Origin of the sequence: Echinicola soli (assembly GCF_006575665.1) — a bacterium.
GTDB classification, from domain to species: domain Bacteria; phylum Bacteroidota; class Bacteroidia; order Cytophagales; family Cyclobacteriaceae; genus Echinicola; species Echinicola soli.
The window spans coordinates 1,318,539-1,333,230 of record NZ_CP041253.1 but is presented as its reverse complement, the minus strand read 5'-3'; the positions used below and the strand labels follow the sequence as shown (position 1 = coordinate 1,333,230).

Genomic DNA, 14,692 nt, shown 5'->3' with positions numbered 1-14,692 from the left:
CCTTAATTTGTAGACTTGAGATTAGAGACCTGAGATCTTGGACAGCATTTTGTCTTTGGTCTTTAATCTTTCATCTTAAATCTATCCTATTCCTTGTTACGTTCTTGGTACTTGATACTGTTATGTCAGTCTAAAACAAGCGGCAGTAAATCTCCTCGGCATCGGCGAAGGTCACCTCTCTGGGGTTATTCTGAAGCAAGCGGGTCACTTTCATGGCCAAGCCGGTCAATTCAGAGACATCTTCCTTCTGGACACCCAGTATAGTGAGGTTTTGAGGAATTTCGCAAAGCCTCACCAGGTCTTTGACTTTCTCCACGCCATTTTTGGCGGTCTCCTCAGGTGACTTACCCCTTGCTGCTCCCACTGCCAAAGCGATCTGCTCGTGTTTCTGAACATTGGAAGAAAGATTATAAGCCATTACTTCCGGTAGGAGCACGGCATTGGCAAGTCCGTGAGGTACGTGATACTTTCCGCCAAGGGGATAGGAAAGTGCATGTACTGCTGCCGTATTCACTGGTCCCAGACATAACCCTCCGTACATACTTCCTAGCGCCACTGCCGATCGTGCGTCCAAGTCATCCGGAGCTTCAAAGGCCCGGTGGAGGTTTTGCCCGATCAAGGCAATTCCCCGCAGGGCATATTCGTCCACCAGTGGATGGCTGAACTTATTGGTAAATGCTTCAATACAATGCGAAAGTGCATCAATTCCCGTTTCTGCCGTAATCTTTGCAGGAAGCCCTATCGTCAACACTGGGTCGATATATGTGGCGTCCGGCACAAGGCAGGGGCTGATAATGCCCTTCTTCTCCAGCGTCTCCTCATCCAGCAAAATGGCATTCGGGGAAACTTCACTCCCGGTTCCCGAAGTGGTAGGGATACACACCATATGCGTGTTTCTCCTTTTTAACAAATTTATACCAACAAAATCAGATAACTGCCCAGTACTGTCCTGCATCGCTGCCAAAAGTTTGGCCAGGTCAAGGACACTTCCTCCACCAATTCCAACTACTGTGTCCGGATCGAAGCCCTTCACTTGCTGTAAAAATTCTTCATAAAGGCTAAATGTGGGCTCTCCTGCATCATAAATGGCCACTTCTACTTCCAGGCCTGCATGCTTCATCTCTTGTAGCCCGCCGTTCAGGGTATCCATTAGCGGCTTGGCCACCAATATCCAAATCCGTTTGTAACTGGCAGCGATGGTGTCCTCTACAAAGCGGGAAAAGGAACCCGCTCCAAACACCAGCTTTTGGGGTTGTAATAAAGTTATCGCCCTCATTTTTTTCGTTATTGGTTTTTGTTAATTGTTTTCATTTATGGTCACTAGTCTGGAGTCGTCCGTTTCTGTCATTTCGAGCTTGGCTTCGGCTCCGCTGACTGAGCGGAGCCGAAGCCACTGGTTTGGAAGGCTGGCTTGCCTCGGACGGACAGCTACTGCTGAGTTAGCAAAACCTTCCTGAATGTCTGAACTGATATCTGCGACGATCATAAACATCTGCGGTATCTGTGTCCTATCCAGCCGACATCAGACTACCTCCTTCACCCTTTCTATTTCCTTCTTCTGTTTGAAATATCCATAAACCGTGAGGTTTTCGTCTGCCGGTGGTCTTTTGAAGAACAAGCTTGCGACATAACCCACGATTAAGACAATCAAATGGCTGTATACACCCAGCATGTATTTGTGCTGCGCAAAATTGAACCTGCCAAAATCCAACAGCAACGTCTTTTCACTACCGCCAAAGCCTATCGGAGTGGAAGTGAGCAAGGCATATGCGGTAAATAAGATACACGCAACGATCCCCACATAGAGTCCTTCTTTATTTGCCTTTCGGCTAAAAAGACCCAGAAGAAATATCCCTACGATTCCCGCCGAAAAAATGGCGTACAGCCCAAAAACCGCCCCCAATACTCCTTCTCCCTGCCAAAGCACATACAGCACCGCCACAAAAGCCGCCGCCAATCCAGCAATCAGGACCAGGATACGCCCTACTTTAAGTTTTTCGTGAGTGTTGCAGTTGGGATTAAAACGTTTGTAGTAATCTTCCACGCCTACTGCCGCCAGGCAGTTCATGTCTGAATCCAAGCTGGAAATCGCCGCCGCCGCCAAGGCCGCCAATACCAATCCGGTAACACCAGGCGGCAATTCGGTCATAATAAAATAAGGGAACACCGCATCCACCGTTGTGCCCTCTGGAAGGACGGAACCTGAAACCTGATAAAACACAAACAACAAGGAGCCGATCAACATAAACAGCGTCCATACCGGTACGCTTAAAAACACTCCCATATATGCGGCTTTCTTGGCTTCACGGTCATTTCTGGCGGTGAGATAACGCTGCACAATAGTCTGATCGGTACCGTACTTTTGGATGGCATAAAAAATCCCATTGACCACCATTACAATAAAGGTGAGCTGTGTAAAGTCAAAATCATATGGCCCAAAGCCGATTTTATTCATGTTGATGGCTTCTTCCATCACCCGCTGCGGACCACCTTCAGGTACCCAAAGCAACAGTCCCAAACAAAATAACCCACCACCGATCAGCAAAAAACCCTGAATTACGTCCATCCAGATCACCGCTTCAATTCCCCCTAACAAGGTCAAAATGATGATCACAAAGGTAAGCACCCCGATGACTATAAAGATATTGACATCCATCATGCTGCTCAGTGCCAAGCTCACAAGGTAAAGCACGGTTCCCATCTTCGAAAAGTGGGTCAGGACAAAGGCCAATGAGCTGTACAAGCGGGCAAAGAAACCAAAGCGTTTTTCAAAATACTCATAGGTACTCAGTCCAATAACTCTCCTGAAAAGTGGAACGATCACCCAGATCATGCATACCAGCACAATGGGAACCATCAGTCCCTGCACGAGCAAAATCCAGTTGGATTTATAGGCTGCACTGGGATAGGCCAGAAAAGTCACACTACTGATCAGCGTAGCAAAAATGGACATGCCAATGGCCCAAGAAGGAATTCCTCCTCCTCCAGCAAAATAATCCTCGCTGCTCTTTTGTCGTTTGGAAAAATAGATCCCCATATAAATCGTCCCCAAAATTGAGGCAATGATCAGCAAGTAATCTATCCAATGTAGTGAAGTATCCATATTTGGTTATTGGGTTATTGGTTATCCGAGCCCTGAGCGTAGTCGAAGGGTGGTTATTTAAGGTTTAATGGTTAAAATATTAGAATGTTTAAAGGTGGCCTCGCCTCAGCGGCACCGGTTAATCCATCATTTCTGATTCCTCATTCTTAATTTCTAATTCATCATTTCATTCCAGTGGCCGATCAGCATTTCAGCTTCACTATTGGTCAGTTCGGTCAGTGGTGGTTTCATATAAGCCTGGCACCATCCTTTCTGCTGTAGGAGTACTTTCAATGCCGCTAATGAGGTACCAAGGCTTCTTCCTCCTTGGTAGATTTTGGCTACCTCATCGGTCAATTCCTGATAGTGTAAAGCCTTTTCCTCATCCCCTTCCATTGCGGCTACATATAAGGCCTTGTACATTTCAGGCACAATATTACCAGTACTCGGTACAATACCATCTGCCCCTGTCCTGAGACTGTTGGCAGACTGGGCACCCCAACCACAAAAAAAGGAAAAATCCTCCCTGTCTTGGTATTGGTCGATCGCCGCATGCATCCTGGAAATGTCCCTTTCAGAATCCTTCAATCCCCAAATATGTGGATGATGGCTCATTTCCTCCACCACAGAGAGGGGAATGGACATTTGCGTCGTTGCCTTGATATTGTACATCAGCAGCGGCCCATTCAGGTGATCGGCCAGGCTTTCGAAATGCCACTTCATCTGGTCATCAGAAAGGATGTAATAGGCCGGCAAGGTGGCCACGATCGCATCTACACCGTGCTCTAGGAATTGGCTTCCTCTGCGATGTTGCTCTTCTACCAAGTTGCTAACCACGCCTGCATATACCTGCTGGTGGGCCGCTTTGGATGCCACGGTTGCCTTAATCATCTCGAGGCTTTCCTTCTCAGAAAAAGAAGCTGATTCACCGGTAGTCCCAAGTACTAGAGGCGAGATGTCATTTTTGGCAAACTCCTCCATAATCTTGGCCACTGCCCCTCTATCAATCTCTCTACTTGCTGTCAGTGGTGTCACCATCGGCACCACCACGCCTTGATATTGCTTTTTCATTTTTTTTTATTTCTGCATTTTGATATCAGGGAATTGATCCCCAATGATCCATTCATTGTGATGACCAGAGGGAAGAAGCCATCCACTCTTTGGAACTTGAGATTGCTTCATTCGGATATCGCCACATTCACAATAGCCTGCCCCGATACTATCGGGGACGATTTGTTAACCAGCCTTGGCTATGCCCCTGCATTTCGAGAAGGGAACTTATAACTCACCAACTTGGGTAACTTAGAGCGCCTCTCTGTTATTCCAATGTCTCGAAATTGGCAGTAATGAGCTTAGCGTTGTCCCACCGTCTCTGACGCAAGAGCACAAAGACTGTGTCTCCCGACTCAACCTTATATTTTTGCTATCTGCATTTTTACTTTGCTCTTTGCTCCAATCTACCCCCTCCACGGCGGGGAGGAATCTCAAGTCTCACATCTCAATACTCATGTCTATTGTCTCAAGTCTCAATACTATCACTTCACTTCTATACTATATTTTCCCGAACCCAAGGTATATGCCGGGTGAGAGGGATGTTCCGCTTTACTAACTGTTTTGGTATTTTCAGCCTTGCTTCCATTGATAAATACCTCCGCTGTTTTGGCCACTGGAAGTACTGCTGTAGCGCTTGTATTTGCGGGGATGTCAAAAAGGAATTGGACCTTGTCTTCTTCCTTGTTCCATTCCGAGGCAATGGTACCATAAATACTTTCATAGGTCGCCTTCACAAAGGTCATATCTCCCACCAGCTGTGGTTTTAGGAAGAAGTGTTTAAAGCCTGGCTGGGCAGGATCTGGCTGGATGCCTGCCAAATCCCGATAAAACCACTCTTCTATCTGGCCCATCATAAAGTGGTTCCAGCTGTTGCCCTTGCGGGGATCCCACTGCTCAGTGAGTGTAGTCAGCCCAAATTTGATCTGAAAACCATAACCGGGCGTGTCATAATGATTTTGCATTTTATACATCACCTCATTCAGCCCGTTCCTGGCCAATGTCTGATACAAATACCGATTGCCCACATCTCCCGTGGTCAAGCGATAACCCTTCGCTTTAATGTCCTCTACCAAATTTTCCAGCACCGCTTCCCGGCTGGAAGCATCTACCATGTCCAAGAACAACGGCACCGCATTCGAGAACTGGCTGCCCGTGCCATATTGATTGGTTTCAGGATCGAAGAATTCTTCGTTAAAGGCCTCTTTGACTGCTTCCTCCAGTCGACTATATTCGCGGTAATCCACCCCCTTTTGGAGCATCAGTGCTGCCTTCTTAAGCAATTTCACCCCAAAATAATAATGGGAAGTCGCCGAAAGTGCGATCGGGCTGTTTTTGGAATAACCTGCCGCATGTTCACCATAGTCATACCAATCACCCAATCCATGGGAAACAATGTGGTTATCAGCCGTAGTCCCTAGATAGTCTATATACTTTTTCATCACCGGATAGTACTCACGGATCAAGGAGCTGTCCCCATAATAATCGTAGTACATCCACGGCAGCACCACCGCAGCCACTCCCCATTCAGGAGAATCGGTAAAGTCACCACCAAAGACCACATATTCAGGGGCGATATTCGGCACCAGGCCGTTTTCCCGCTGGGCATCCGCTATGTCCTGCATCACTTTTGGCACCAGTTGGCTAAGATCATAATTGTAAAAGAGTCCGGGTCCGTTCAGGTGGGTTTCTTCCAGCCAGCCCAGCTTTTCCCGGTGCGGGCAGTCGGTGAATACGCTTTGCATATTACTTTTGATGGCATTATTGATCAACCAGTGCGCCTTATTGAAGATTTCATTGGAACTTTCAAATGTTCCTTCTTCTTTGGCATCATTGTAAATGAAATTGGAATTGATTTCTGTAATAGTGGGCCTTCCTTCCTGCTGCTCCTGGCCAGGCAAATTGACATTCTCCACCTGGACGTATTGGTATCCATAATAACTAAACCTCGGCTGCCAGGATTCCTCTCCATCGCCTTTGAGTGTGTACTCGTAGTAATGTGGCCCACCTGTACGCCCTTGGCCCACCAGGCCATTCTCTTTGATATGCTCACCGACGACCAGTTTTACTTTCTGTCCCTTTTCACCTTTCACTTTGATGGAAGGAAAACCAGCCAAATTTTGTCCCATGTCCATAACATAGGTGTTTGCTTCAGGTTCGGTGATCCCCTTGACGCCATATTGTTCCTGGATAAGCACGGGAGCTGCCTGTTGGGGACGGAGTTTTCCTTTTGGGGATTGCTGTAGCACTACTGGCTTCCAGCCTTGATCATCAAAGCCAGGCTTGTTCCAGCCTTCCTGCTCCAAGTTGGCATCATAATCTTCTCCGCCAAAAACACAATTAAATGTAATTGGACTTGCTGACCACTTCCAGGAATCGTCAGATGAAATCAGTTGCTCCCGACCATCAGCATAAGTAATTTTCATATGGAAAAAGAGCGTAGGAGGGCCAAAACTGATCAGGAATTTGGCGTAACGGTCACCAGAAACATTATACATGCCATTGCCCAGCAGCACGCCGATGACATGGTTACCATTTTCGAGCAGCTCGGTAACGTCGTAGGTATTATAATAAACGGTTTTATCATAGTCTGACCACAGCGGTGCAAATTCGCTTTTGCCTACTTTTTCCCCATTGAGGGATAACTCATAGTGACCAAGCCCACTGATATATACGGTGGCATTTTCGATCGCTTTATCAACTTTGAAATCCTTTCGCAGCTGGATACTCTGCTTTGCCAAAGGCTTCACCTTACGCCATTTTTCCTTGTTTTCCTCTCGGCGCATGTCAGGCTCATGGTAATTTCTACCCGCTGGCAATCCACTTTCTGCCCGGGTGATGGCTCCAATCCATTGGGCCTCTTTTTCCAACTCATATGGCGCCATCTCAAAAAAAGCCAAATCACTCCAATCCGAAGCGATACCTTCTTCATTCCAAACTTTCACCTTCCAAAAGTACCGTTCACCATTGATCAGTGGACCACCTTGGTAAGTGACAAACTGGCTCTGATCACTGGTGACCTTTCCGCTATCCCAAACTACAGATCCTTCTTCATCACTGGCTGAATGGGAGACGACCACCTGATAGGCCGTTTGGTGTGCACCGTTCTCCATTGAAGCCAGCTCCCAACCAAATCGTGGAGCCATCTTTTTGATGTTCATGGGATTTAAGTCCAGTTCCGTAGTGGATCGGGTGACCTGAAGAAGGGTGCCTTTAGGCCCTGCCTCACAACCAAATAGCAGCACGGCCGCTATCAGAAAAGATAGTAATCCCATACTAAAGATGGACCGTTGGGTATGTTTCGTACTTATTTTCAATTTTTTATTATTTCTGGTAACTTTTCTTTTATGGAATGCAGGCGAGATAAATTGGGCTGATCTCCACTGATTCCGTTTCTCCTAGCCCTGATGTATGGCCATCATTGTTTTTCCGATTCGCCGCGGCGAAAACTCAATAAACCTGCGTAATCCACCAAATTAGCATCATCTGCGTTCCAATTAAACGCTTAATACGTCACTAACGACTCCAAATAGAACACCGCTTCCGGATCTTCGTCTCCGGCATTGTCCAGGTCATAATCCTGATCGGTCGGTGTTTCTGCATTGGGGAAGTACCGCTGGGTACCTGTCCTGAACACCACCCGTTCCATGGCATCCAAGGGTGCAAAAAAGAGCTTTGGCCCTTTTTCTTTGCCGTTTACCTTGATTTGATAAAAACGCGTTTCAGTATTCAGGTCCAGCTCTACACGGTAACTTTCTCCTTTTTCATATTCGGTCAGTGTATTCATGCGGTAACCTGCCCGCGTTTTGAAGCGCCCGTCTTCATCAAAGATCAGCTCCACTCCGGGACGGCCTTTACCATCTTGGATTTCGATCTGGAATTTGCCATGATCATTTTGTCCCGGGATTACGGTAAATTCCACATGCATTTCCTTACTGGTCGGAACAATACGCTGTGCTTTGCCATAATCAAAGGGATCTTTATCCCGGAAAGTCAGGTACTTTTTACCATCCATTGCCGCTATTTCCGTTTTAGCCCATTGGGGGCTGTAGGTATTCCAAAGCCTCAATTCTTCGCCGGCAGACAGCTGGTCAAAAACTTCATTGGCATGACCTGCGGCCTCTGCGGTAATGGGTGTGGGTACTGAAGCTACCCAGATATCCTCCTTGTTCACACTATAGGTCAGCCACATTTCACCATCCGGAGGAGTACCGTTTCCTTCCAAGATCCCCCGAACGTATTGGGGCCCATAAGATTTATAGTTTCCCCCATACCGCATGGAGGTGATCTCTCCATGCACAAGCAGCAAATCAGTATAGTCAATTCCGTCTTTGCTGGTGGACACCGCCAAGGGCCACCGGTATTCGGAAGGGTTATAAACTGTGACATAAGCGCCATCAGATGTACGTTGTCCCCAAATTTTGGCATTACCATTTACGACGCCAGGGGCTCTCAATGGGTTATACTCCCAGGACTCTCCGCCATCATGGCTGATGCTGGTGAGGGCATGTTTCCAAAGTCCTACCACCCTGCCATCAGGGAGATGATAGTAACTAAATGCTTTATATTGTTTCTTCAGTGGAATCAATGGATCATCCCTGTCTGCTTCTTCCACCCACTGCTGCATCATCAGCGGTTTGCTGAGCAATTCCTCACAGGCGTTGATAAAGTCCTTATCCTTACTCGACTTAAAGAAAGGGTAATCGGTATTTTCTTCATTCCAGCCCTGATTATACCGGATAAAATGGATCGGTCCAAAACTCCCATCCTGATTGATCTCTCTTACTACGCGGCCAATACCGTTGCCGTCATTCGGCCCATCGTGGGCATCCATGGCAATGCCATAATAGGCCAGTGCCAAAAATTTACCATTATCTGCTACATAAAAACCCATTCGTTGGTGCATTACTGCATCCAGGTCTTTTGCCACCCCATCGTGGTCCTCCTTGGTCGTTCCATCAGGAATACGATAGGGCGGAAAAATCACCTCTGGCATTGTCCAGTCATGGCCATCTTCCGAAACCTGCAGAAGGGTCTGGCTCGGAGCAATGTGCTCACCAACCGGGTCGCTCAGGTATTCCATATAAAATTTACCGTTCCAATAGGCGATCATTGGAGCGTGGTTGTAGGTCCAGCCAAAGCCATCCCCTTTGTCAGGCTGTTCCCTATTGGCACGCATGGTCTGGACGGCGTGCACGCCGATGGCCGGCTTCAGCTGCCCATGGTGATAATCCACCCTGGAGAGTGTACTGCCACTGTAATGGAGCGTGTCCTGGGCGAATACCTGGGCTGAGGTGATGAATAGAAGGCAAAGAAAAATGGAGAGAAGGGCCAAAGGCTCGAACTTCACCGTCACGCGGCACAGCCGACGGGACAACGGAGGATTACAAATCCTGAACGGCTTCATTCCTTCGGAAAGGCCCTGGACAGACATCCGGAACAGTTTGCTAGCTAAGCCTTTTAATTGGAGATTGCCACGTCGTCCTACCGTCCTCCTCGCAATGCCGTCTGGGAAGCATGGAAATTCAGCATTTCCTGGCCTTCGTCCTTTATACTTCGTACCTCGTACTTCTATCTTCATACTCTTTACTATCTTCATTTCGTTTTCGCGTTGGCTTTTAGATTTTCCAGCACCTCTTTGGAAACCGTGCTGATGGTGCCGTGTTTATGTCCTTCGGGCAAGCTGATCTGGTCATCAATACCGGTAAAGGTCTTGAAATCAACGGTGCTGACGGCCTGATAGGTTTTGGCCCCATAGCTGTCAAAGTAAATCAGCCATTTCTCCCCTTCTTTCAGGACGGTAGGACCTTCGGTAAGGAAGTCAGAAAAAGGTGCTGAGTAATCCTCCCATGGGCCTAAAGGGGAATTGCCAAAGGCGACTTGAATATTCCTATTGGGCCGGGTATTGTCCTTCAACACCAAGACATAATCATCTTTCTTTCGCTTCACGATCACCGCATCAATCACGCTGAATCCAGGCTCCAAAAAGAGCTTGGTAGGTGTAAATTCCTCAAAGTCCTTGGTGGTGGTATAGTACATCCGGTGATTGTTACGCTCTTCCTCCTCGCCCTTTTCATAGCGGAAAGGGATCGTGGATGCCCAAATGATGATGTAGCGATCTTCTTCGTCATCATAAAAAATCTCCGGTGCCCAGACATTGACCACCTCTGGTTCATGGGACATGGCGGGGATGAATTTCTGCTCCGACCAATCGATAAAATCATTGGTGCTGGCATAACCAAAGCCATTACCGCCCTTCCAATCGGTGGTCCACACCATGTGATACGTCCCCTCCGGCCCTCTGACCACAGAAGGGTCGCGCATGATCTTACTTTTGCCTGCCTTTGGTGGAAGGAAGGGACCGCCCAGACTTTCCCAATGATACCCATCTTCACTGTAAGCCAAATAAAGCCCTTTGTCAGCAGGCTCCCTAAAGGAGGTAAATATGTAATATTCCTTTTCTGACTGACAGCTCAGAAAGCAGATTCCAGTCAATATTAACCCAATAACCCACCATTTATTTTTAAGTCTTTTCTTCATGTATTTCTTCGTTAAATCTAAATTTTTAAGGGTTCTTGATTCTCGTACAAGAACCCTCAGGGCGTTCTTTAAATCATACTGGGATTAAAAATCTCCATTATTCTTGTTTGGGATGTCTGCCCTGAGCGTTCGTCCTAGGGTGAAATCCCAAACAGTAAAAACCTGAGTTCGACTCATAATTAGCATCAAAAACGTCATTGCGAGGAGCTTGCGACGCGGCAATCTCGTTTTCAGATACGGGATCGCTTCACTCCGTTCGCGATGACGGTTTTATAATCGAACTGAGGTTAAAAGGCTACTTTTCTTTTGTTGTTTTTATTAACCATCCATGGGCATTAGCGGAAAGAAGATGACCCTAGGACGATCCGTGCAGCTAATGCCCTAATGCTTTGCCTTTTTATTACCGAGGGCTTCACCCATGGCTAAGATAATAACACCCCTTCGAGGTTATCAGTACATGTTTCCACTTCATTGCCAAGTACTTCGCCGTCCATCCGTCTTCTGATGTTCGACATGCCTCTGCCGTCTATGGAACCAGACACGGCTTTATAGACAGAAACCACCTCACAAGGCTTCCGAACTTCCTCTCCGCAGCGGCGGCTTTTGCCCCTCTTGGATCATCCAACACCGTTGTATCTCAAATCTAATGTCTAGCGTCTATTGGCTTGGTACTCCTTTCACCTCATTCCCCTTTATCACCGGCTCCTCCACATTGCTCCATTGGTTGTTTTGGATAAAGATGTCCATGCTCTTTTCCCCCAGCACCTTCAGGAAGTTAGGGGTGCTGGCCATTGGGAAATTATTGGTCACCAAGGCATTGCTGACATTGGTCATTTCGATCACAGGTCGGTCTGCATGGGGCTGGCGGCTTTTGATATTGTCCAATATAATGCCTTCCGTCTCCTCCACACTTACGGAAGGCCCCATCTCGGTGGTGATTTGCACATCATGCAGCTCTACATTGGTAGCAGTATGGATGGAAATTCCTTCTTTTGCCTCCATATTGATGTTAGAGAAAGTGATCTGATCAATAGGCATCTCTGGGATACCGAGTATTTTTCCCGCTACATTTACTTCGCTTCCTGTGACATTGGAAATATGAATGTTGCGGAAAGCGGGCGTTTCTTCCGTTACCGGTCCTTCCTTGGTGTCTTTATCATAAAAAAGGTTCATCACAATGGCTTCCAGCTGAATGTCCTTCATGACCACATTGTCCACCCTAATTTCTTCTACCACGCCGCCACGTCCTCTGGCCGCTTTCAGCCGGATCCCCCTGTCGGTGCCATCAAAGACACAATTGGAGATCGTCACTTTCCGGATACTGCCGGAAATCTCACTTCCGATCACCACACCACCATGCCCGCTGAGCATAGTGCAATTGGTGATGGTGACATTTTCGGTCGGGGTGTCCCATTTTCGGCCATCGATATCCCTTCCGGACTTGATCGTGATACAGTCATCACCCACGCTGATATGGCAGTCAGAGATGTGTACATTGCGACAGGAGGTAGGGTTGATGCCGTCGGTATTGGGGGAAGGCGGGTTTTCGATGGTAACCCCCGTGACAGTGACATTGTCACAAAAAGCTGGATTTACCGTCCAAAAAGGTGAATTCACAATAGTTACCCCTTCAATGCGTACATTTTTACAGCGGAAAGGCTGGATCAATGGTGGCCTGAAAAACTTCAGCCGCATGGTCTTTTGGTAATTGGGAGTAGTTTCCAGTCCCACATTGGCCTCTGTCCACATCTTTTGGTACTTGCTCTCCTTGAGGGTTTCGGGATCTGCCTCGTGGATGCGGTACATTTCCATCCACCAGTCTTTGCCCTGGCCATCTATCTTTCCACGGCCTGTAATGGTGATGTTCTCTGCCTCATACGCATAGATCAGCGGCGAAAAATTATTCATCACGGTACCTTCCCAGCGCATCTGCACAAAAGGCAGATAATGGTCAAAATTGGTGGAAAACCGCAACACTGCTCCCGCATCCAAGTGAAGAGTGGTATTACTTTTCATGTGAATGGCTCCCGTAAGGTAATCACCTGCCGGGAAATAAAGGGTTCCACCACCCGCCTCAGCAGCCTTGTCGATGGCATGTTGGATCGCTTCTGTACAAAGCTTCCCTTCATTGTTTCCGCCCACTTCCAAAATATTGGTCCAGCCGGAATTGGCAGCCGTCAAGGTATGGCTAAAAGCAAAAAGGCTTATAATAAACAATAACGTGATGTACTTTTTCATAGGTTATTTTGATACATGATAGGGGATTTGTAATCCCCATTATCGTGAGTTCCTGATTACAAATCAGGAACAGTGCTTGCATTAAGTCAGAGACTCAAAGTTTGTTATTGCCGGGGCAGAGACCCGGCAATAACAAACGGTCTCAATACTCACTATTGTAGACTGCCTACTTCATTCGTAATTTAACACCAAGACCCAGTCGTTGCCATCCTGCACCTTCCCGTCCGGTTTGAATTCCTTCACACCTTTGGCATCCACCTCACCGATTTCATTCATTTTACCATCTCGGGGATTAAACCAGCTGGCCGTGGCTTTTTCTCCCCTAATCACCTCCATGTTTACTTGAATAGGTCTGCCGGTATAGGTATAGATGAGGGCATACTTTTCGCCTCTAGTGGCAGCCAAATGGTCGTGTCTTTCACCTTGATTGGCAATCAGGGATTGGTCAGGTATACGCTCCAGGTAAGGGAATTGCAGGATCAGGTCTTTTAGGTAGTGCATCTGCTTGGCACCGGGATCATTGAGCGCATCTGTCCATTGTTTGGTATTGCCATAAGCACCCACTTCACCATCTTCTGGACGGTGCATCTGCATGACAGCACTGTGGCCATAGGTGTGGCCTGCTGCACCAGAAAATACTGCCCAGTACGCATATCTTCTTACTGCATCAGCATCCCAAAATCCTTCTTCAGGATCATGAAGCCCTTCCGGAATCCCTTCGTACGAAGGCTCTCCGTCCACTGTGGGCATTTTACGATCAAGTCTATAATCTGCCTGAACATATTTCCAATTGTCCTCACCATAGGCCCTTTCTGTATCGTCCTGATCGTACCGACGGTGGCCGGACTGAAACATGTGAAAGTCCATCCATGCCGCATCGGCAAACCAATCTGAAGACTGCATTCTCCCCCTTGGGTGGAAAGTGATCAGGTGGTTTTTGTCATTTTTATCCAAGGTCTCACCAATCGCATTCCACACATCAGTATATTCATTGCCAAAGGTGTCGCCTCCATTGAGCCAGATGACATTGGGACGGTCTTTGTAGCGGAGCGTTAGGAACTTGGCATATTTCCTGGCCTCCTCCACGGTCACGCCGCCATCCTTGACATTGGAACCCCAAACGGGAACCATGGCCATGTAGATGCCCTTTTTCTCCGCTTCTCTCACCAAGTAATCAATGTGATCCCAAAAATCATAGGCCGCAGAATCTGCAAAATCGCTTCCGGGTTGCGTCAATGGTGTGGCCACATTTTGGTTGACAAGTGCACTGTCGCCATAGGCATTCACGGCACCAAGGGTATGCAGGGTCATCACCTGAACGACATTATAGCCTTTTTCTTTTCGGTCTTCAAAATACTGTAAAGCTTCTTCCCTTTTCAGCTTATTGAACAACAGCCATCCGGTATCCCCCAACCAAAAAAAAGGCTCGCCACTGGTGGTGACGAAATAGCGTTTATTATCGGAAACTTTCAAGAAGGGCAGGCCCTTTGGAGCCTCTGCCGGTTTTACGGCAGTCTGTGTTTCGGTTTTATTACTTTGGCAGCCTAGTAAAGTGCCAACTACAAAGGCTGCGATGCCCAGTGTTATGTTGAGTTTCATTCTTGATTGGTTATTTGTTGAAAGGTTGTAATGTTTATAGGTTATGCAAGTTGCTTCATGCTCTCATGGCAGCAGCTTCTTTACTAATTTCGTTTCTAGGGGACTGTAAATTCCCGATATAGTTGTGCAGGGGCTTTGCCCCTGCACCATGAAAATTGAGTCTAAGACTCAACTTTAGCAAGT

9 protein-coding genes are annotated in these 14,692 nt (G+C 47.4%); all 9 read right to left on the bottom strand.

What is annotated here, in order from left to right; all coding sequences use genetic code 11:
• Positions 1–130: 130 nt before the first annotated feature.
• On the bottom strand, positions 131–1,276 hold the full coding sequence (locus FKX85_RS05545) for an iron-containing alcohol dehydrogenase (RefSeq protein WP_141613777.1): 1,146 nt from the start codon (positions 1,274–1,276) through the stop codon (positions 131–133).
• Positions 1,277–1,297: 21 nt separating this feature from the next.
• The gene (locus tag FKX85_RS05540) at positions 1,298–1,486 is read right to left on the bottom strand and encodes a hypothetical protein (RefSeq protein WP_141613776.1); all 189 of its coding nucleotides are present in this window, start codon (positions 1,484–1,486) and stop codon (positions 1,298–1,300) included.
• A 36-nt stretch (positions 1,487–1,522) separates the two neighbouring features.
• Positions 1,523–3,103, bottom strand: a complete 1,581-nt coding sequence (locus FKX85_RS05535; RefSeq protein WP_141613775.1) for a sodium:solute symporter — start codon at positions 3,101–3,103, stop codon at positions 1,523–1,525.
• A 153-nt stretch (positions 3,104–3,256) separates the two neighbouring features.
• Positions 3,257–4,153 (bottom strand): dihydrodipicolinate synthase family protein, encoded by an 897-nt coding sequence (locus tag FKX85_RS05530; protein ID WP_141613774.1) that lies wholly within the window; start codon positions 4,151–4,153, stop codon positions 3,257–3,259.
• Positions 4,154–4,617: 464 nt separating this feature from the next.
• Positions 4,618–7,407, bottom strand: a complete 2,790-nt coding sequence (locus FKX85_RS05525; protein WP_141613773.1) for a glycoside hydrolase family 78 protein — start codon at positions 7,405–7,407, stop codon at positions 4,618–4,620.
• Between the two features lie 230 nt (positions 7,408–7,637).
• Complete coding sequence (locus FKX85_RS05520) at positions 7,638–9,731, bottom strand: exo-alpha-sialidase (protein ID WP_229239782.1); 2,094 nt, start codon at positions 9,729–9,731, stop codon at positions 7,638–7,640.
• The gene (locus tag FKX85_RS05515; protein ID WP_229239781.1) at positions 9,728–10,672 is read right to left on the bottom strand and encodes a glycoside hydrolase family 43 protein; all 945 of its coding nucleotides are present in this window, start codon (positions 10,670–10,672) and stop codon (positions 9,728–9,730) included. Before FKX85_RS05515 ends, FKX85_RS05520 begins: the two co-directional genes overlap by 4 nt.
• Positions 10,673–11,329: 657 nt before the next feature.
• Positions 11,330–12,910, bottom strand: a complete 1,581-nt coding sequence (locus FKX85_RS05510) for a glycoside hydrolase family 28 protein (RefSeq protein ID WP_141613772.1) — start codon at positions 12,908–12,910, stop codon at positions 11,330–11,332.
• A 171-nt stretch (positions 12,911–13,081) separates the two neighbouring features.
• Positions 13,082–14,509 (bottom strand): glycoside hydrolase family 140 protein, encoded by a 1,428-nt coding sequence (locus tag FKX85_RS05505; RefSeq protein ID WP_141613771.1) that lies wholly within the window; start codon positions 14,507–14,509, stop codon positions 13,082–13,084.
• Positions 14,510–14,692 lie beyond the last annotated feature (183 nt).

Excerpts from the sequence above, each read along its gene's own strand:
- FKX85_RS05505 (WP_141613771.1), bottom strand. The coding sequence starts at position 14,509 with ATGAAACTCAACATAACACTGGGCATCGCAGCCTTTGTAGTTGGCACT.
- FKX85_RS05520 (WP_229239782.1), bottom strand. The coding sequence starts at position 9,731 with ATGAAGATAGTAAAGAGTATGAAGATAGAAGTACGAGGTACGAAGTAT.
- FKX85_RS05510 (WP_141613772.1), bottom strand. The coding sequence starts at position 12,910 with ATGAAAAAGTACATCACGTTATTGTTTATTATAAGCCTTTTTGCTTTT.
- FKX85_RS05530 (WP_141613774.1), bottom strand. The coding sequence starts at position 4,153 with ATGAAAAAGCAATATCAAGGCGTGGTGGTGCCGATGGTGACACCACTG.
- FKX85_RS05545 (WP_141613777.1), bottom strand. The coding sequence starts at position 1,276 with ATGAGGGCGATAACTTTATTACAACCCCAAAAGCTGGTGTTTGGAGCG.
- FKX85_RS05525 (WP_141613773.1), bottom strand. The coding sequence starts at position 7,407 with ATGGGATTACTATCTTTTCTGATAGCGGCCGTGCTGCTATTTGGTTGT.
- FKX85_RS05540 (WP_141613776.1), bottom strand. The coding sequence starts at position 1,486 with ATGATCGTCGCAGATATCAGTTCAGACATTCAGGAAGGTTTTGCTAAC.
- FKX85_RS05535 (WP_141613775.1), bottom strand. The coding sequence starts at position 3,103 with ATGGATACTTCACTACATTGGATAGATTACTTGCTGATCATTGCCTCA.
- FKX85_RS05515 (WP_229239781.1), bottom strand. The coding sequence starts at position 10,672 with ATGAAGAAAAGACTTAAAAATAAATGGTGGGTTATTGGGTTAATATTG.